At 67.4% G+C, this 18,089-nt stretch carries 16 protein-coding genes and 1 pseudogene; 6 read left to right on the top strand and 11 right to left on the bottom strand.

Features of this window, described 5'->3' with window-relative positions:
- The 6 genes from aceE to J7I89_RS21875 form a co-directional block, all read left to right on the top strand.
- Positions 1-2,276: pyruvate dehydrogenase (acetyl-transferring), homodimeric type (aceE, locus tag J7I89_RS21900; RefSeq protein ID WP_214974715.1), on the top strand; the 2,276-nt coding region annotated here is incomplete at its 5' end.
- Between the two features lie 237 nt (positions 2,277-2,513).
- The gene (locus J7I89_RS21895) at positions 2,514-3,758 is read left to right on the top strand and encodes a CdaR family transcriptional regulator (RefSeq protein ID WP_214974713.1); all 1,245 of its coding nucleotides are present in this window, start codon (positions 2,514-2,516) and stop codon (positions 3,756-3,758) included.
- Between the two features lie 87 nt (positions 3,759-3,845).
- Positions 3,846-4,775 (top strand): ACP S-malonyltransferase, encoded by a 930-nt coding sequence (locus J7I89_RS21890; RefSeq protein ID WP_214974711.1) that lies wholly within the window; start codon positions 3,846-3,848, stop codon positions 4,773-4,775.
- Positions 4,772-5,848, top strand: a complete 1,077-nt coding sequence (locus tag J7I89_RS21885) for a beta-ketoacyl-ACP synthase III (protein ID WP_214974709.1) — start codon at positions 4,772-4,774, stop codon at positions 5,846-5,848. The genes J7I89_RS21890 and J7I89_RS21885 overlap by 4 nt, the downstream gene beginning before the upstream one ends.
- Positions 5,849-5,929: 81 nt before the next feature.
- Complete coding sequence (locus J7I89_RS21880; protein WP_214974701.1) at positions 5,930-6,178, top strand: acyl carrier protein; 249 nt, start codon at positions 5,930-5,932, stop codon at positions 6,176-6,178.
- 179 nt (positions 6,179-6,357) lie between these two features.
- On the top strand, positions 6,358-7,593 hold the full coding sequence (locus J7I89_RS21875) for a beta-ketoacyl synthase (protein ID WP_214974699.1): 1,236 nt from the start codon (positions 6,358-6,360) through the stop codon (positions 7,591-7,593).
- 190 nt (positions 7,594-7,783) lie between these two features.
- Here J7I89_RS21875 and J7I89_RS21870 read toward each other — a convergent pair whose 3' ends face one another.
- The 11 genes and pseudogenes from J7I89_RS21870 to lepB (J7I89_RS21820) form a co-directional block, all read right to left on the bottom strand.
- On the bottom strand, positions 7,784-8,287 hold the full coding sequence (locus tag J7I89_RS21870; RefSeq protein ID WP_078026576.1) for a DUF3145 domain-containing protein: 504 nt from the start codon (positions 8,285-8,287) through the stop codon (positions 7,784-7,786).
- A gap of 262 nt (positions 8,288-8,549) precedes the next feature.
- A complete protein-coding gene (locus tag J7I89_RS21865; protein WP_214974697.1) occupies positions 8,550-9,476 on the bottom strand; it encodes a tyrosine recombinase XerC in 927 nt (308 codons plus the stop codon).
- 73 nt (positions 9,477-9,549) lie between these two features.
- Positions 9,550-10,734, bottom strand: coding sequence for a DNA-processing protein DprA (dprA, locus tag J7I89_RS21860; protein WP_214974695.1), 1,185 nt, complete (start codon positions 10,732-10,734; stop codon positions 9,550-9,552).
- Positions 10,735-10,745: 11 nt separating this feature from the next.
- On the bottom strand, positions 10,746-12,290 hold the full coding sequence (locus tag J7I89_RS21855) for a YifB family Mg chelatase-like AAA ATPase (RefSeq protein WP_214974693.1): 1,545 nt from the start codon (positions 12,288-12,290) through the stop codon (positions 10,746-10,748).
- The gene (locus tag J7I89_RS21850; protein WP_214974692.1) at positions 12,291-12,647 is read right to left on the bottom strand and encodes a YraN family protein; all 357 of its coding nucleotides are present in this window, start codon (positions 12,645-12,647) and stop codon (positions 12,291-12,293) included.
- A gap of 212 nt (positions 12,648-12,859) precedes the next feature.
- Positions 12,860-13,738, bottom strand: a pseudogene (locus J7I89_RS21845) (IS5 family transposase).
- 510 nt (positions 13,739-14,248) lie between these two features.
- Positions 14,249-15,172, bottom strand: coding sequence for a phosphotransferase family protein (locus J7I89_RS21840; protein ID WP_214974691.1), 924 nt, complete (start codon positions 15,170-15,172; stop codon positions 14,249-14,251).
- Between the two features lie 115 nt (positions 15,173-15,287).
- Positions 15,288-15,614 carry a DUF2469 domain-containing protein gene (locus J7I89_RS21835; RefSeq protein WP_056632617.1) on the bottom strand — a complete coding sequence of 109 codons (327 nt, stop codon included), beginning with the start codon at positions 15,612-15,614 and terminating at the stop codon, positions 15,288-15,290.
- A 105-nt stretch (positions 15,615-15,719) separates the two neighbouring features.
- Positions 15,720-16,391 carry a ribonuclease HII gene (locus J7I89_RS21830; protein ID WP_214974689.1) on the bottom strand — a complete coding sequence of 224 codons (672 nt, stop codon included), beginning with the start codon at positions 16,389-16,391 and terminating at the stop codon, positions 15,720-15,722.
- A gap of 2 nt (positions 16,392-16,393) precedes the next feature.
- Complete coding sequence (gene lepB, locus J7I89_RS21825; RefSeq protein ID WP_251045675.1) at positions 16,394-17,323, bottom strand: signal peptidase I; 930 nt, start codon at positions 17,321-17,323, stop codon at positions 16,394-16,396.
- Positions 17,324-18,004, bottom strand: coding sequence for a signal peptidase I (gene lepB / locus J7I89_RS21820; RefSeq protein WP_214974685.1), 681 nt, complete (start codon positions 18,002-18,004; stop codon positions 17,324-17,326).
- Positions 18,005-18,089: the final 85 nt, after the last annotated feature.

Genomic DNA, 18,089 nt, shown 5'->3' with positions numbered 1-18,089 from the left:
CCCCCGGCATGTACGCCCGGGCATTCATGGAAGGCCGGCTGACCGAGCAGGACCTGGACGGGTTCCGGCAGGAAAAGTCCAAGGCCGGGCACGCCCTGTCCTCCTACCCGCACCCGCGGCTGATGCCCGAGTTCTGGGAGTTCCCGACCGTGTCGATGGGCATCGGGCCGATGAACGCGATCTACCAGGCCCAGTCCAACCGGTACCTGCACAACCGCGGCCTGAAAGACACCGCCGAGCAGCAGGTCTGGGCGTTCCTGGGCGACGGCGAAATGGACGAGCCCGAGTCCCGCGGCCTGCTCCAGCTCGCCGCGAACGAGAACCTGGACAACCTGAACTTCGTGATCAACTGCAACCTCCAGCGCCTGGACGGGCCGGTGCGCGGCAACGGCAAGATCATGCAGGAACTCGAGGCGTTCTTCCGCGGCGCGGGCTGGAACGTCATCAAGGTCGTCTGGGGCCGGGAATGGGATGACCTGCTCACCAGGGACTCCGACGGGTCGCTGGTGAAGATCATGAACGAGACCCCGGACGGGGACTACCAGACCTACAAGGCCGAATCCGGCGGGTTCGTCCGCGAACACTTCTTCGGGAAAACCCCGCAGACCAAGGACATGGTCGCGGACCTGACCGATGACCAGATCTGGGGCCTCAAGCGCGGCGGCCACGACTACCGCAAGGTCTACGCCGCGTACAAGGCCGCGACCGAATTCACGGGCAAGCCCACCGTGATCCTGGCCAAGACGGTCAAGGGCTACGGACTCGGCCCGCACTTCGAAGGCCGCAACGCCACCCACCAGATGAAGAAGCTCACCCTCGACGACCTGAAGAAGTTCCGCGACCACCTGCGGATCCCGGTCACGGATGAGCAGCTCGAAAAGGATCCGTACCAGCCGCCGTACTTCCACCCGGGTACGGACGCACCGGAAATCCAGTACATGATGGAACGCCGCGCCGCGCTCGGCGGTAGCGTGCCGGAACGCCGTGCCAAGCACTCCGACATCGCGCTGCCCGAGGCCAAGACCTATGAGGTGGCCAAGCGGGGTTCGGGCAAGCAGCAGGCCGCCACCACCATGGCATTCGTCCGCCTGCTCAAGGACCTGATGCGGGACAAGAACTTCGGCAAGCACATCGCGCCGATCATCCCGGACGAGGCCCGCACGTTCGGCATGGATGCGTTCTTCCCCACGGCAAAGATCTACAACCCCAAAGGTCAGAACTACCTGTCCGTAGACCGGGACCTGGTCCTGGCCTACAAGGAATCCGCCCAGGGCCAGCTGATCCACCCCGGCATCAATGAAGCCGGCGCCGTGGCGGCGTTCACCGCCGCCGGAACCGCCTACGCCACCCACGGCGTGCCGCTGGTCCCGGTCTACGTGTTTTACTCCATGTTCGGCTTCCAGCGCACCGGCGACGCCTTCTGGGCCGCCGCGGACCAGATGACCCGCGGCTTCATCATCGGCGCCACCGCAGGACGGACCACCCTCACCGGTGAAGGACTCCAGCACGCCGACGGCCACTCGCCGCTGCTCGCCTCCACGAACCCGGCAGTGGTCACCTACGACCCCGCCTATGGGTACGAAATCGGCCACATCGTGCGGGACGGCCTGGAGCGCATGTACGGTCCGGACTCAACGGACCGGAACCTGATGTACTACCTCACGGTCTACAACGAGCCCATCACCCAGCCGGCCGAGCCGGATGAACTGGACGTTGAGGGAGTCCTGAAGGGCATCTACCTGCTGGCGCCGGCCAAGATCGACGGCCCGCGCACGCAGATCCTGGCCTCCGGCGTGTCGGTGCCGTGGGCGCTGGACGCCCAGCGGATCCTGGCCGAGGACTGGGGCGTCTCCGCGGACGTCTGGTCCGTGACCTCCTGGAACGAACTGCGCCGCGACGGCCTCGCCGCCGAGGAAGAGGCGTTCCTGAACCCCGGACAGCCCGCACGGGTGCCGTTTGTGGCCCAGCAGCTCGCCGGGGCAACCGGTCCGATCGTGGCGGTCTCGGACTACATGAAGGCCGTCCCGGACCAGATCCGCCAGTTCCTGCCGAACGAGTTCGCCTCGCTCGGCGCCGACGGCTTCGGCTTCTCCGACACCCGTGCCGCCGCTCGCCGCTTCTTCAAGAACGACACCCACTCGGTAGTGGTCCGTTCGCTGGAGATGCTGGCCCGCCGCGGCGAGGTTGACGCCCAGGCCCCTGCGCAGGCGATTGAGAAGTACCGCCTGCTCGACGTCAATGCCGGCACCACCGGCAACGCGGGCGGCGAGTCCTAACTGTTGCTGGTTGGGCTTGTCGAAACCGGGTTTCGACAAGCCCAACCAGCGGAGTTCCCGCTCTGCGCAACAAAACGACGACGACGGTCCTCACCAAAGGTGGGTGCCGTCGTCGTCGTTTTGACGCACTGCGGCGGTGCTGATGCCGTGCTCACACCGTGCTGTGATGCAGCGCAACCGCAGTTGTAGCCTTTGCACAAAATGGAGCTTGCCGGGCTGGCCCCGTATGCTCGATGCATGCCCGAGCCCACTTCCGCCCCTGCCAAGCGCAAACCGCCGTCTCGCACCATGACGCCGGAAAAGACAGAGACCCTGAAAAAGCTCCGGGCCAGTGTGGGCCAGTTGTCCACCACCACCATGCGGCAGTTGGAAAAGTCACTGCCTTGGTATAGCCGGCTCAGCTCCGACGAACGCTCAGCGTTGGGACTCGTGGCGCAGAACGGCATCGCGGCGTTCGTCACCTGGTACGAGCGGCCCAGTTCCCCGTCCTGGATCCTCTCCGACGTCTTTGGCACGGCCCCTACCGAGCTCACCCGCTCCATCAGCCTCCAGAAGGCGCTCCAGCTGATCCGGATTGTAGTGGAAGTGGTCGAGGACCAGGTCCCCGTCATCGCCCCCGAGGCGGACCAGCCGTCGCTGCGGGAGGCCGTGCTGCGGTACTCACGCGAAGTCGCCTTTGCCGCCGCCGATGTGTACGCGAGGGCCGCGGAGTCCCGCGGGTCGTGGGACACCCGGCTCGAAGCCCTGATCGTGGACGCCATCCTGCGCGGCGAAAACACCGATGCGCTGCGGTCCAGGATCGCCGCCCTCGGCTGGAAGGCCCAGGAGCGCTTCACCGTGATGGTGGGGAACTCGCCGTCGGAACCCAGCGCCAGCTACGTGAGCGAGCTCCGGCGGACCGCGGGCCGGTACGCGGAAGACGCACTCGTGGGCATTCAGGGTGACCGCCTGATCCTGATTCTCGGCGGCGTCCACGACCGCGAGACGGCGTACCTGAAGCTGAGCGAGATGTTCGCGCCGGGTCCCGTGGTCTACGGCGCCGAGGCGAGTTCACTGCTCGAGGCCAGCAGCTCGGCGCAATCGGCGTTCGCCGGGCTCACCGCGGCGCGGGCCTGGCCGTCGGCGCCGCGCCCGGTGGCCGCGGATGATCTTCTTCCCGAGCGGGTCATTTCCGGCGATGACGCGGCGCGCCGGTCGCTGGTGAAGAACATTTACCGGCCGCTGCTGGCCGCCTCCAACGGCCTGGTGGAAACCCTCGGCACGTACCTCGAGCTGGGACACTCGCTCGAGGCCACCGCGCGGGAACTCTTCGTTCATGCCAACACGGTCCGCTACCGCCTCAAGCGCGTTTGTGACGTCACGGGCTGGGATCCGCTGCTCCCCCGGGAGGCCTTCGTGCTTCAGGCCGCGCTCGTCGTAGGGCGGCTCTCCACGCCGCCCAAGCCCGCCGTGGAGCGCCATTCGGCGCGGAACTCGAACTGAACCGTTGTAGACTTCCTACAAACTGACCCAGTGAGCTTGGTGTACGGAAACACCATGGATCACGCGGTAATTTGGAAAGCTGGATACGTGCTTGCAATCGTCTGCCCTGGACAGGGCTCACAGACCCCCGGATTCTTGGCCCCTTGGCTGGAACTGCCTTCCGTAGCAGGCCATCTGGCCTCCCTCAGCGAAATCGCAGGCATCGACCTCACGGCGCACGGGACCACGTCCGATGAGGACACCATCAAGGACACCGCCGTCGCGCAGCCCCTGATCGTGGCCGCCGGGCTCGTGGCCGCGAAGTCGCTGTTCGACGTCGAACTCAGCTCGCTTCCGGTCATCCTGGCCGGACATTCGGTCGGAGAGATCACGGCGTCGGCCCTGGCCGGCGTGCTGACCGAAAAAGAAGCCATGACATTCGTTCGTGTCCGCGCCAACAGCATGGCCGAGGCCGCCGCTGTCACGCCCACAGGCATGAGTGCCGTGGTGGGCGGGGACCCCGCCGAGGTCCTCGCGGCCATCGAAGCCGCAGGCGCCACGCCGGCCAACGTCAACGGTGCCGGCCAGGTTGTTGCCGCCGGAACCTTCGATCAGCTCAAGGCCCTGGCGGAGAATCCCCCGGCCAAGGCACGCGTCATCCCGCTCAAGGTGGCCGGAGCCTTCCACACCTCGCACATGTCACCGGCCGTGAGCGCGCTGGAGTCCCTGAAGCCCGAGCTGCAGCCGCAGGCCCCGGCAGTGCCGCTCCTGTCCAACTTCGACGGCCAGGAGGTCACGGACGGCGCGGCCGCCGTCGACCGCCTGATCGCGCAGGTATCCCGCCCGGTCCGCTGGGACCAGTGCATGGAGTCGCTCGTGCAGCGGGGCGTTACGGGCCTGATCGAACTGGCGCCGGCAGGCACCCTGGCCGGCCTCGCGAAACGCGGCATGCCGGGCGTGAAGACCGTCGCCGTGAAAACCCCCGAAGACCTGTCCGCAGCCCTTGCACTATTCGCAGAACTGGAAGGACAGGCATGAGCGTTCCCACGCTGAAGCAGTCACCGGCCAACGAGCACACCCGCATTCTGGGGATCGGCGCCTACCGCCCCGATGTCATCGTGACCAACGACGACGTGTGCCAGTGGATCGATTCCTCCGATGAATGGATCCGCCAGCGCACGGGCATCATCACCCGCCACCGGGCGCCCGCGGACGTCAGCGTCATCGACATGGCCGAAGGCGCCGCCCGCGAGGCGCTGGCGAAGGCCGGCATCGAGGCCTCCCAGCTCGGCGCAGTGATTGTCTCCACGGTGACGCACCCGTACGCCACGCCGTCAGCGGCCGCAAGCCTCGCGAACCGCCTCGGCGCGACGCCGGCCCCGGCCTTCGACATCTCCGCCGCCTGCGCCGGCTACTGCTACGGCATTGCCCAGGGCGACGCGCTGGTCCGGTCCGGCACCGCACAGTATGTGCTCGTGGTTGGCGCCGAAAAGCTCTCCGACGTCATCGACAACACCGAGCGCACCATCTCCTTCCTGCTGGGAGACGGCGCCGGCGCGGTCGTGATCGGCCCGTCCGAGACGCCGGGGATCGGTCCGTCCGTCTGGGGTTCGGACGGCAGCAAGTGGGACGCAATCGGCATGACCCACTCACTGCTGGATGTGCGCGAATACTCCGCCGCCCACCAAGGCGGCCCCACGCAGCAGACCAGCGCCCTCAGCCCGGAGGAAGTGGCCGTCACCGACGCCGCCATCTGGCCCACTCTGCGCCAGGACGGCCAGACCGTGTTCCGCTGGGCCGTGTGGGAGATGGCGAAGGTGGCCCAGCAGGCCCTGGATGCCGCCGGCATCCAGGCCGAGGACCTGGTGGCCTTCATTCCGCACCAGGCCAACATGCGGATCATCGACGAAATGGTCAAAAAGCTCAAGCTCCCGGAAACCGTCACCGTGGCCCGGGACATCGCCGACGCCGGCAACACATCGGCCGCGTCCATCCCCCTGGCCACACACCGCCTGCTCCAGGAAAACCCGGAGCTGAGCGGCGGCCTGGCCCTGCAGATCGGCTTCGGCGCCGGGCTGGTCTTCGGCGCCCAGGTAGTTGTCCTTCCTTAGGAATACCCAAACCAAGCCGCAACCGCGGTTTGCATCATTTCCGGCATCCCCTGCCGGCAATAACAAGAAAAGGAGCCATCAATGGCTAGCAACGAAGAAATCCTGGCCGGACTGGCTGAAATCGTCAACGAAGAGACCGGCCTGGCCCCCGAAGCAGTCGAGATGGACAAGTCCTTCACCGAGGACCTGGACATCGACTCCATCTCCATGATGACGATCGTCGTCAACGCTGAAGAGAAGTTCGGCGTCCGCATCCCGGACGAAGAGGTCAAGAACCTCAAGACCGTCGGCGACGCCGTCAGCTTCATCTCCGGCGCACAGGCAGCCTGATAAGGCCCCAGCCGCACATCGGCTGAACCCGGCTGGCCGGCCCGGACAACACGTACCCGGACCGGCCAGCCGAAGCACCACCACAGAATTTTCTCGCAGACCCCCTCCGCACGCCCCCGACTCAGGCCCCCGGCCCAGCAGCACAGGACACGGCACGCGCACCGACAGAGAGTGATCCCATGACACGCAAAGTAGTCATTACCGGTCTGGGTGCCACCACGCCCATCGGCGGCGATGTACCCACTATGTGGAAGAACGCGCTGAAGGGGGTCTCCGGCGCACACACGCTCGAAGATGACTGGGTAGCCAAGTACGAACTGCCGGTCCACTTCGCCGCCCGCTGCTCCACCCCCGCCCTTGACGTCCTGAGCCGCGTCGAGGCCAAGCGCATGGACCCGTCCACCCAGTTCGGCGTTATTGCTGCCCGTGAGGCCTGGGCTGATTCCGGCATCACCGAAGTTGACCACGACCGCCTGGCCGTTGCGTTCGCCACCGGCATCGGCGGCGTCTGGACCCTCCTCGACGCGTGGGACACGCTAAAGGAGAAGGGACCCCGCCGGGTCCTGCCCATGACCGTCCCCATGCTCATGCCCAACGGCGTGGCCGCCGCAGTGAGCCTTGACCTGGGTGCCCGGGCCGGCGCGCACACGCCCGTTTCCGCCTGCGCCTCCGGCACGGAAGCCCTGCACCTCGGCCTGGACCTGATCCGCTCCGGCAAGGCCGACGTGGTCATGTGCGGCGGCGCCGAAGCCGCCATCCACCCGATGCCCCTGGCCGCGTTCTCCTCGATGCAGGCACTCTCCCGCCGCAACGACGATCCCGAGCACGCCTCACGCCCCTACGACCTGGGCCGCGACGGCTTCGTCATGGGTGAGGGTGCGGGCGCCCTGGTACTCGAAGCCGAGGAGCACGCCCTGGCCCGCGGAGCGCGGATCTACGCCGAACTGGCCGGCACGTCCGTGACGTCCGACTCGTACCACATCACCGCCCCGGACCCCCAAGGCCTCGGTGCCACCCGCGCCCTGAAGGCTGCCATGTTCGACGGCCGGATCCAGGCCGAGGACGTGGTGCACGTCAACGCCCACGCCACCTCCACCCCGGTGGGCGACAAGCCCGAGTACACCGCGCTGCGCGCCGCACTGGGATCGCACGTGGACAACGTGGCGGTATCTGCCACCAAGTCACAGATGGGCCACCTGCTGGGTGCATCCGGTGCCGTTGAGGCCGTCCTCACGGTGCTGGCCGTGTACGAGCGCAAGGCCCCGCTCACCATCAACCTCGAGAACCAGGATCCGGAGATCCCGCTCGACGTCGTCACCTCCTCCCGCGCTCTTCCCGCCGGAGACATCGTGGCACTGAGCAACTCGTTCGGCTTCGGCGGGCACAACGCCGTCATCGCCGTCCGCAGCGTGTGATCACGACGGACCGCTGAAGAAGCCCCCGCCGGTTGAACTGCTCCAGTTCAGGTTGGCGGGGGCCTCTTCGTTGCTATGGGGATGTTTGGCCGGCGGCGCGGCTTCGCTGCGACGGGGCCCTTTGCCGGCTGGGCAGTTCGCTGGCGGGGCTGCGTGCCGGTGCCGCCGGTATGGCTTCTTGGGCGGCGCGTCAGCCCACCTGATGCAGCCAGCGCACAGGTGCGCCTTCGGCAGCGTGCCGGAAGGGTTCGAGCTCCTCGTCCCACGCCTCGCCGAGGGCGAGGGAAAGCTCGTGGTAAACGGCCGAGGGATCGCCCGCACCGGACTCGTAAGCGTAGCGGATGCGGTCTTCCGAGACCATGATGTTGCCGTGGACATCCGTCACGGCATGGAAAATGCCCAGCTCAGGAGTATGGGACCAGCGGCCGCCGTCCACACCCTGGCTAGGCTCTTCGGTGACCTCGAAGCGCAGGTGAGCCCAGCCCCGCAGGGCAGACGCCAGCTGCGCACCTGTCCCCTGCGCGCCGGTCCAAGACAGCTCCGAGCGGAACATGCCGGGTGCGGCGGGCTGAGCGGTCCATTCCAGATCTGTGCGCTTGTCCACGACAGATCCGATGGCCCACTCAACGTGAGGGCACAGTGCGGTAGGGGCCGAGTGAATAAACAGCACACCGCGGGTCATTGCAACAGACATTCCATCCTCCATAGCTGTAGGTACGTCTTCCCCAACGACCTTCATGGATGGATGTTTGCTGCTCAGGGTGCCGCGTGGCGCCGGTAATTCCTGCCAATCTATGAAAATAATGCCGGACTCGCAAGAGCGCCAAAAGCCGCTGGCTTAAAGCACAACTTGAAAGTTCGGACCTGGGTCTTATTGTGCCGTACCCTGCCGAATTACGCCAGTGCAATTCGGCGCGCCGTAGCCGGGGTGTTCATCGGGAGCCGCATAACGCAACTTAGGCGCGCGGGTGGGCCTGCTGGTAACTGTTCCGCAGCCGGTCCACTGACACATGGGTGTAGATCTGGGTGGTGGCCAGGCTGCTGTGGCCCAGGATTTCCTGCACGGCCCTCAGATCGGCGCCGCCGTCGAGCAGGTGGGTGGCGGCCGTATGCCGCAGCGCGTGTGGACCGGTGGAGGCCGTATCGCCCAAGGCCTCGAAGAGGCCCTTCACGACGCTCCGCACCTGGCGCTGGTCCACCCTGCCGCCCCGTACACCGAGGAACAGCGCAGGCCCGCTGCCCGCCGAGGCGAGTTTTCCGCGGCCACGGCGCAGCCAGTCGTCGACGGCGAGCGCGGCCGGCAGCCCGTAGGGAACGGTCCGCTCCTTGTTGCCCTTACCCAGCACACGCAGGGTCCTTCGGTCGGGATCGAGGTCGTCAACATCGAGACCCGCGAGCTCGCCGACGCGGATACCCGTGGCATAGAGCAGTTCAACGATGGCCCGGTCACGCAGCGGCATCGGGGAACCGTCCTGCGCTGCCTCCTTCAGTCCGGTCAGCAGCCGGACCAGCTGCTGCTGCTGAAGCACGCCGGGCAAGGAGCGCTCCTTCTTCGGTGCCTTCAGGCGCAACGACGGGTCGGCGTCGATAAGCTCCTCGCGCAACGCCCACGCCGTGAAACTCCGGGCGGTGGCCGACCGGCGCGCCAGCGTAGAACGGGACACGCCAGACTCGCTCTGGGCTCCAAGCCATCGCCTCAGCGTCCCGAGTTCCAGCTCCCCCAGATCCGTGACGCCCTCCGTGGCTGCGTGGGCCAGCAGACTTCCGAGGTCCGAAAGGTAGGCGCGCACCGTGTGTGCGGACCGTGCCCTCTCACCGGTCAGGTACCGCCCAAATCCGGTGATAGCCAGGGCAAGCGCCGGCGGCAGTTCTTCTTTCTCCACGCTCCCACTTTCCCAGCATTTGGCGGGCATTCAAGGAGGGCACCCGGCGCGCCGCGGCGGCCACTACCCGTCATCAGCCGGCGCTCCTGGTTCTCTTCCAGCCACCGGCCCCTGACTCGGCAAGGCCCAGCAGATTCAGCCTGCCCAGGCCTGCCCGGACCGATTCGACGCCGAGGCCGGCAACGCTGCTCAGCTTCTCGACGGAGCTGGTTGACCTGAGCGGAAGGGCGTCGAGCAGAATCAGGTCCTCAAGCGTCAGGCCGTCGTGGTCGGCGGACCTGCCCGCCCGCACGTCGGGCAGGGACTCCCCGCTCGGCGAGGCCAGTTCCGCGATCTCGGCTGCGTCGGTAACGCATATCGCGCCGCCCTCACGCAAGAGCCTGTGACAACCGGCAGAGTTGGCGCTGTGGACCGATCCCGGAACGGCTCCTACGGCCCTTCCGAGCGATTCGGCGTGGTGCGCCGTGTTCAGCGCGCCGGACCTCCATCTGGCCTCCACAACGACAGTCACCGACGCCAGCGCCGCGATAATCCTGTTTCGCTGCAGGAACCTGTAGCGCGTGGGTGCCGAGCCGGGCGGCACCTCGGCTATGACGGCCCCCTGGTTGGCCACGGCCCGCAGCAGGTCCTCGTTTCCGGAGGGGTAGAAGCGGTCCACCCCGCCGGCCATCACCGCAATGGTCGGCATCGGGCCTGAGCCTCCCGCCAAGGCAGCGCGGTGCGCGTGTGCATCGATGCCATAGGCGCCCCCGGACACCACGGTGAACCCCCGCTGGGCGAGCGAGTAGGCAAGGTCTCCGGTGACCGACGCCCCGTAACTGGTGCTGTCCCGGGAACCAACCAGCGCGACCGACTTCGCCGCCGGCGGCAGTTCCAGTTCGACTCCCCTCCACCACAGGCAGATGGGCTCGTGAATGCCAAGATCCCCCAGTTGCCCCGGCCACAGGTCGTCTCCCGGAATGATCATCCGGCCGCCCAGCCGCTCCAGCGTCGCCAGGTCGCGTTCCGGTGCAAGGTCCGGAATTCTGGGCGCCCAGCGTTTCAGGGCCGCAGCCATGCCGGCCCACGACGTCACGGAGCCATGCTCTGCCAGAACACTCGTGATTTCCTGTTCGAGGGCCGGGCCGTAGCTCAGCTCGCCGGTGGCAATCCCCAGCGCGTCCAGGGCGCCGGCGACCTGCACCAGTGCAAGTCCTGCCGCATCCTGCGGTTCCATCAGCCTGGACAGGGCGGCGCGCGCCAGTCTCTCGTTCTCCATGTGGGTTCCTTTCAGGCGGCTGCCGAAGCAACCTGGCGGAGGCTCAGCGCCTGTCCGATGTCGTTCGCGTCCGGCTGCTCCCTGCCGCCGAGATCGGCCAGCGTCCAGCCGAGCCGGAGCACCCGGTCATAACCACGGGCCGTGAGCACGCCCCGTTCGAGGGAATGGTCCAGGATGCGCGTGGTTGCCGGTGCGAGCCTCAAGTCGCCCCGAAGCACCCTTCCTGGCACCTGCGAATTGGTTTCCATTCCGAGGGGATGAAGCCTCTGAAGCTGGCGCGCCCGGGCGGCAAGCACCCGGCCTCCGACCGTCGCGGTGTCCTCCTCGCCCCCGGACTGGCCGAAGTCCGCCAGGGAAACCCGGTCCACCTGCAGCTGGATATCCACCCGGTCGAGCAACGGTCCGGACATGCGCGCCAAGTATCGGCGCCGCATCGTGGGCGTACAGGTGCATTCGACGCCCTTGCCCGAGGCTTTGCCGCACGGGCAGGGATTGGCAGCCAGAACCAGCTGGAAGCGTGCCGGGTAGGCGGCGGTGCCTGCCGAACGGTGGATCACAAGCTCGCCGCTCTCGAGTGGCTGCCGGAGTGCGTCCAGCACCCGGCGCTCGTATTCCGGCGCCTCATCCAAGAAGAGAATCCCCCGGTGCGCGCGCGAGGCCGCACCCGGCCGCGGCAGCCCGGAGCCGCCGCCGATGATGGCCGCAGACGTCGCCGTATGGTGGGGATTCTCAAAAGGCGGGCGCCGGACCAGTTGCAGCGCCGACGACGGGAGCTGGCACAGGGAATGAATGGCTGTGACCTCCATGGCCTCGGTGTCGCCGAGATCGGGAAGGAGCCCGGGCAGCCGTTCCGCCAGCATGGTCTTGCCGGCGCCGGGCGGGCCGGTGAGTAGCAGGTGGTGGGCGCCCGCGGCAGCCACTTCGAGGGCGCGGCGCGCATCTCCCTGGCCCGAGACGTCGCACATGTCCGGAACGCTCCCGCCAACGGATTCGGAGTCTTCACCGGCGGGTTCATCCTCCGGCTCGAAATCGAGGGCGAGTTCCTGGGGGTCCGCCCCGAAGTCGAAGGCGAGCCGCGCCAGGGTCTTATAGCCCTGGACGCGCGCGCCGGGGACGAGCGCTGCTTCAGCGGCGTTGGCCTGGGCGACAACGATGTCCGTGTACCCTGCCTGGACGGCCGACATTACGGCCGGGAGGACGCCGCGGACCGGCCGAAGCTGTCCGTCCAGGCCGAGTTCGGCGATGAAGACCGTGCGCCCTGTGGGCCTGATGTCGTCCGCCGCGCGCAGCGTGGCCATGGCAATCGCCAGGTCGAATCCGGAGCCGCGCTTGGGCAGGGACGCGGGGATGAGGTTGGCCGTGATCTTGCGACGGCTCAGCGGAATGCCGGAGTTCTGGGCCGCTGAACGGATCCGTTCCTTGGCTTCGTTGAGGGACGCGTCCGGCAGCCCCAGAATGACGAAGGCGGGCAGGGTCTGGCCAATATCGGCCTCGACCTCCACGATGTAGCCGTTCAGCCCCACCAGGGCCACCGAGTACGTTCGTCCCAGCGCCACCTACCCCACCCCCTTGAGGTGTTCAAGGGTCGGCTCGCACACGCCGTCGTCCAGGATGGCAATGACGTCCACGCGGCGCAGCGGCATCCGGAGTTCATGATCGCGGCACCAGGCTGAGCCCAACCGGTGCAGGCGTGCAAGCTTGCCCGAGCCCACGGCCTCGAACGGGTGGCCGTAGGCGAGCGACCGCCGTGTTTTCACTTCCGCGATGATGAGCGCATCGCCGTCCAGGGCCACGATGTCGATTTCGCCGTCGGGACAGCGCCAGTTGCGCTCCACGATCAGCATGCCCAGCGATTCCAGGTACGCGGCCGCGAGCTCTTCGCCGCGCCGGCCCAGCAGGTCTTTGGCTTTCATTTCTACCTCCGCAACAAGACTGCGGGGGCGCCGTCACGCGGGACAGGGGCCTATCGGGCTATGTGTGAAACGGCGGCAGAAAGGTGCGTGTGGAGGAGGAGTGGCCGCCGCGGCAAAACACAAAACCGGCCGGTTCAACGGTGCAACAGCAGCACTCAGTTCCAGCCTCGGGGAAGGCGCGAGCTGCTACCTAGGACGTGTTTGAGATGTGGTCACAGGGCTTGCCGTATGAGGGTGAGTTGGACGGTCGACTCGTAGCGGACGGCGAGCTTGTCGTACCTGGTCGCGACGCCTCTGGCCTGCTTCAACAGGCCGATCCGGCATTCGACTTTGTGTCTGCGCTTGTACATCTCGCGGTCGAAGCCGGGCGGGCGGCCACCGGCCGAGCCTCGGCGGATCCGGTGGCCGGCCTGATCGCGCTTCTCCGGGATGGTGTGCGCGATCCCGCGTTTGCGCAGGTAGGAGCGGATCTGGCGCGACGAGTACGCCCGGTCCGCGAGCACATGCTCCGGGCGGGTGCGCGGAGGTCCACCGCCGACCCGGGGTACGCGGATCTTGTTCATGACCAGCTCGAAGACCGGTGCGTCACCCCGCTGGCCGGCGGTGATGACGGCGGCGAGAACGTGGAAGGAGGCGTCTACGGCGAGGTGAATCTTGGTGGTCAGCCCGCCGCGCGAGCGTCCGAGGCCGTGGTCGTCCGGCTCGGCCGCCAAGCCGTCCGGACGCGTCCGGCTCGGATCGTGAGCCCCTTTTTGCGGGCCCCGGCGGCGTGCTGGTGAGCTCGGCAGACGGTGGAGTCGATCGAGACCTCCCACTCGATGATGCCGTCGGCATCGGCCGTGACCTGCAGCTTCTTCAGGATGCTGGGCCAGGTCCCGTCGATCTGCCAGCGCCGGAACACCGCATACGCCGTCTCCCAGGGACCGTATCGCTCGGGCACGTCCCGCCAGGGCGAGCCAGTCCGGGCCCCGCCACCAGATCCCGTCGAAGACCTGTCGCCGATCCCTCGGCGGCCGGCCCATCTTCGGTATCGGCGGCAACAACCGCTCCAGCCGCTCCCACTGTGCATCCGTCAGATCGCCACGAGACATTCGAAGATCGTTTCACGATCTTGATCAACACCTCAGACACGCCCGCACGGCCCATCCGAGACCCAACCCGAAGGTCAGACGATCGGCGCGCTCACGATCCCGCCGCTCGAGCGCCCTCCAGTCGTATGCCACGCTCGCACTGTACGTACCGCATGCGTCCTCCGCTGTCGAATTCGCAACGGCCTCGATGCGCCTTGCTACCTCTCCCTCGTTCCCCTCGCAGCGACCCTCTGCCTCACCATCGGAGATCTCGTGTGCCGACCGGCTGCCGGTGCACCACAAGCGGAACCGCATCCAGGCGCACAATCGAGAGCAGGCTTGCCGCGGTCGGCGTCTGCTGCGAGCGCGTCACGCCAGGCGACGCCCGCGATTACGTTCGTGCCTCCGGTGTCCTGGCCGGTCCGAGACGGGTGTCCGCGCGTCCGCGTCGGTGCAGGTCATCGACTATGGCCCCGAGCGGAATCGGGAGCGCGCCTTACGCCGCGTACCAAGCACCGACGCAGGTCACTGTCACACGAGCAGCGCCTCGAGCTCCGGAAGTCGGCCGAACAGGTCGGGGAGGCCGCGCACCCCGTTGCGCACGGACTCGTGCGACAGCGCGAGGTCAGGGCCGGTGCTCGCCTCGACACCGGCGAGGCACCGAAGGATGTTCCACCTCGTGTGCCCCAGCCAGCCGCCGATCATGAACACAAACCAGCTTGGACCTGACGGCGGCAGCGCTCCGCCCCCCGCGACATAGCCGTCGAGAACCGAGCGGAAAATGGCGGGCTTGATGTCGTCGAAGCCAGGTCCCTTCGCGAGGCTCAGCGCGGTCGAGCCGAGCTCACTGGACAGGTCGAGCATCCCCGAGAGCTCCCAGTCGAGCACCACCGGCCGACCCTCTCGAGCGAGCAGGTTCCACGGTTGGATGTCCCTGTGGGTCAGCACGACGGGGCCTGGCCGTTCGCAGGTGTCGACGAAGTGGGCAATCGCGAGGAACGTCTCGACGTGAGAGGCGAGCTCGTCGGCCCACGGCTGTCCGGTCGCCGCCGCCCGCGCGGCGAGCTCGGACCAGTCCCGTGACGTCGGGTCCTCGATCGACACATGGGTCCACGCGACGTCGAGCGCGTGGATGCGCGCGAGGATCTCACCGATCTCAAACGCGTACGCCGCCGACACCGGCGCTTCGGGCACCTTCTCGCCTTCGACCCATCGGTGAACGAGCGTGTAGTGGCTGGCCGAGATCGGCTCTGGCATCGGAATGCCGGCAGCGAAGGCCGCCCGCTCAAACCTGAACACGTCCTCGACGCGATAGGTCCAGCGGCGGTCGACGAGGTTCAACTCCTTCACCGCGAACGACCCCTGGTCGGTGTCGAGCCGGTACATCCGGTTGGCGAACCCGCCGTGGACGCGAATCATCGGCCCGATCGGCGCGCCGAGATGCGAAAGGTTCACCCACTCATTCTAGGAGCTGGCAGTTCATCGATGCACCGAACTTTCCCGCGATGCATGCTCACGATCACCGCCACGACGGCGAACGGCCACAGCCCGACCACTTACCAAACACGCCTTAGTTGCCCAGATCGACGTCCTTGGGCAGTGCGAGCTCCTCGCTGCGCGGAAGTTCCTCGACGTTGACGTCCTTGAACGTGATGACCCGGACGCTCTTCACGAACCGCGCGGAGCGGTACACGTCCCAGACCCAGGCGTCCTGGAGCGTGAGGTCGAAGTAGACCTCACCGTCGGCGCTGCGTGCCTGCAGGTCCACGTGGTTGGCAAGGTAGAAGCGCCGCTCTGTCTCGACCACGTAGCTGAACAGCCCGACGACGTCGCGGTATTCACGGTAGAGCTGGAGCTCCATGTCGGTTTCGTAGTTCTCAAGGTCTTCGGCACTCATGGTTCCATCTTGCACCATGCAGCCCGTCCCGCGCGCACCGTCCCCCTAGAGCCGAACCCTAACCGGCACGGGCAGCACCCAGAAGCGGCCACCGGCGGGGAATGCCTACTCAGACAGCAGGTTCCAGCTGACCCGGTGGTACGGGCTGGGTCCGGAGGCCCGGATGGCTTCCCGGTGCGCTGCCGTCCCGTAGCCCTTGTTGACGTCCCAGCCGAAGGCCGGGTACTCGAGGTGCAGATCCTGCATAGTGCGGTCCCGCTCCACCTTGGCCAGGACGCTGGCGGCGGCGACGCTCAGGCACTGCATGTCGGCCTTGACCAGGGTGTGCACGGGCGCGTCGCAGCCCGGATCCACGAGGACCTCGTCAAACAGCGAGGGCTGGGCGTCCGGCGACAGCCAGTTGTGGCTTCCGTCCAGCAGGACCACATCGGGCGTGATGCCCGTCCCCAGGATCTCGAACCACGCGCGGTTCCCGGCCGTCCGGAGGGCGCCCATGATGCCCAGTTCATCAATTTCCCGGGCGCTGGCGTGCCCCACCGCACACGCAACGCTCCAGGCCCGGACCAGCGGGTCCAGCCGTTCACGGTCGGCTGCTTTCAGCAGCTTGCTGTCGCGGACGTCCGCCAAGAGCTTCATCTGCCGCAGGTCCACGACGGCGATTCCCACGCTCACGGGTCCGGCGAGGGCTCCGCGGCCTACCTCGTCGACGCCCGCCAGGAACCGCGCTCCCCGCGGCAGGAAGCGCTTCTCGTAGTCGAGGGTGGGTGCAACGGACATGGCTAGCCTGCCGACGGGACGTTCTTGAAGACGCCGGGGTAGTTGTCCAGTGCCGCCCAGCGGTTCAGCGGCCAGGCGATGACGGCGGCTTTGCCCTCGATGTCGGCGATGTCCACAAATCCTCCGTTGGAGTCGGTGTGGGCACGGGAGTCCGCGGAATGGTTGCGGTTGTCCCCCATGACCCAGACCTTGCCGGCCGGCACCACGACGTCGAAGTTGCGCACCAGCGGCACCTCTGCCGGGTTGACGTACGTCTCGTCCAGCGACGCCCCGTTGACCGTGAGCCTGCCGTCGGCGTCGCAGCAGATGACGTGGTCCCCGGGCAGCCCGATGACGCGCTTGACGAGGTGCTGTTCGGAGTTGTCCGGCAGCAGGCCCACGAAGGTCAGCCCGTCCTCGACGAAGGTGAACGGCCCGTCGGCCTTCTGCGGCGCGGGCGGCAGCCAGCCCTTGGTGTCCTTGAACACCACGACGTCCCCGCGTTCCAGGGCGAACGGCTCCGGAACGAGCAGGTTGACGAAGATGCGGTCGTTGATGTCCAGGGTGCTCACCATGGACTCGGACGGAATGTAGAACGCGCGGAACAGGAACGTCTTGATGAGGAAGGACAGCACAACCGCGATCACCACCACCGTGGCGATCTCCTTCAGCCACAGCAGGAACGGGTTGCGGGCAGGAGCCGGCCTCTTCCGGCCTGCGGCCGGGGACCCGCCGGCTGCGGACCCGCCGGCTGCGGACCCGCCGGCTGCCGGCCGTCCGGAGGCGGGCACGCCAGATACGGGCACCTCAGACACAGGCACTCCGGAACCAGGATTTCCGGGTGCGGGGTCTCCGGGAACGGACACGGCCGAAACGGGCTCTCCCGAAGCGTGTCGTCCCGGCCGGGCAGCAGTCTGCTGCGGCTCGGAAGTCCCGGGATCTCTTTCCGGCATCTACTGTCCGTCCTTAGTTGTTGTAGTGGCCGCCAGCGGCGGCCTCGCCACTGACGCAAATCTATCAAGCGGCCAGATGATCTGTACCGGCCGGCCGATCACCTTGTCCTCCCGAACCATACCGCCGCCGGGCGCGCCCAGCAGGCTGCGCGAGTCGGCCGACACGGAGCGGTGGTCGCCCAGCAGCCAGAGCCGCCCCGCCGGGACGGTCACGTTGAACTTCTGGCTGCTCGCCGGGTCCCCTTCATATAGGTAGGGTTCCACGAGCGGCTGGCCGTTCACTGTGAGCCGCTGTTTGGCGTCGCAGCAGACCACATGGTCGCCGGGAAGACCGATGACCCGCTTTACGTATGTAGTATCACTGCCGGTGAGTCCCAGCCAGTGCCCGGTGGCCGCCAGTGCTTCCTCCAGCGGGCCGGAGCCGCTGCTGAGCGGTGCAAACGAGCCGCGGCCGTCGAACACCACGACGTCGCCGCGCCGGATCGGCTCCGCCTGGAAGGCGGTGCGGGAAACCAGGATCCTGTCGCCGGTATCGAAGAGCGGTTCCATGGAGGCCGACGGTATGTAGTACACGTCCAGCCACAGCGAGCGGACCAGCCCGCTGACGATCACCGCCAGGGCAAGGGCCAATAACGCAAAACGCCAGCCCGGTTTCCCTGGCTGGCGTTTCGTCTGGTCCATGGTCCGTATCCTGTGGCGCTGTTGCGGATGGCTCCGGTGCTGGCCGGATACGGGTTCGGGACCCGCCGTGAAAGTCCGGAAGGAC

This window comes from Arthrobacter sp. ISL-5, assembly GCF_018613835.1.
Classification (GTDB): Bacteria; Actinomycetota; Actinomycetes; order Actinomycetales; family Micrococcaceae; genus Arthrobacter.
This window is presented reverse-complemented; position numbering and strand designations above follow the sequence as displayed.

Excerpts from the sequence above, each read along its gene's own strand:
- dprA (WP_214974695.1), bottom strand. The coding sequence starts at position 10,734 with ATGGAGAACGAGAGACTGGCGCGCGCCGCCCTGTCCAGGCTGATGGAA.
- J7I89_RS21870 (WP_078026576.1), bottom strand. The coding sequence starts at position 8,287 with ATGTCTGTTGCAATGACCCGCGGTGTGCTGTTTATTCACTCGGCCCCT.
- J7I89_RS21880 (WP_214974701.1), top strand. The coding sequence starts at position 5,930 with ATGGCTAGCAACGAAGAAATCCTGGCCGGACTGGCTGAAATCGTCAAC.
- J7I89_RS21830 (WP_214974689.1), bottom strand. The coding sequence starts at position 16,391 with ATGTCCGTTGCACCCACCCTCGACTACGAGAAGCGCTTCCTGCCGCGG.
- lepB (WP_214974685.1), bottom strand. The coding sequence starts at position 18,004 with ATGGACCAGACGAAACGCCAGCCAGGGAAACCGGGCTGGCGTTTTGCG.
- J7I89_RS21885 (WP_214974709.1), top strand. The coding sequence starts at position 4,772 with ATGAGCGTTCCCACGCTGAAGCAGTCACCGGCCAACGAGCACACCCGC.
- J7I89_RS21835 (WP_056632617.1), bottom strand. The coding sequence starts at position 15,614 with ATGAGTGCCGAAGACCTTGAGAACTACGAAACCGACATGGAGCTCCAG.
- J7I89_RS21875 (WP_214974699.1), top strand. The coding sequence starts at position 6,358 with ATGACACGCAAAGTAGTCATTACCGGTCTGGGTGCCACCACGCCCATC.
- J7I89_RS21850 (WP_214974692.1), bottom strand. The coding sequence starts at position 12,647 with ATGAAAGCCAAAGACCTGCTGGGCCGGCGCGGCGAAGAGCTCGCGGCC.
- lepB (WP_251045675.1), bottom strand. The coding sequence starts at position 17,323 with ATGCCGGAAAGAGATCCCGGGACTTCCGAGCCGCAGCAGACTGCTGCC.
- J7I89_RS21895 (WP_214974713.1), top strand. The coding sequence starts at position 2,514 with ATGCCCGAGCCCACTTCCGCCCCTGCCAAGCGCAAACCGCCGTCTCGC.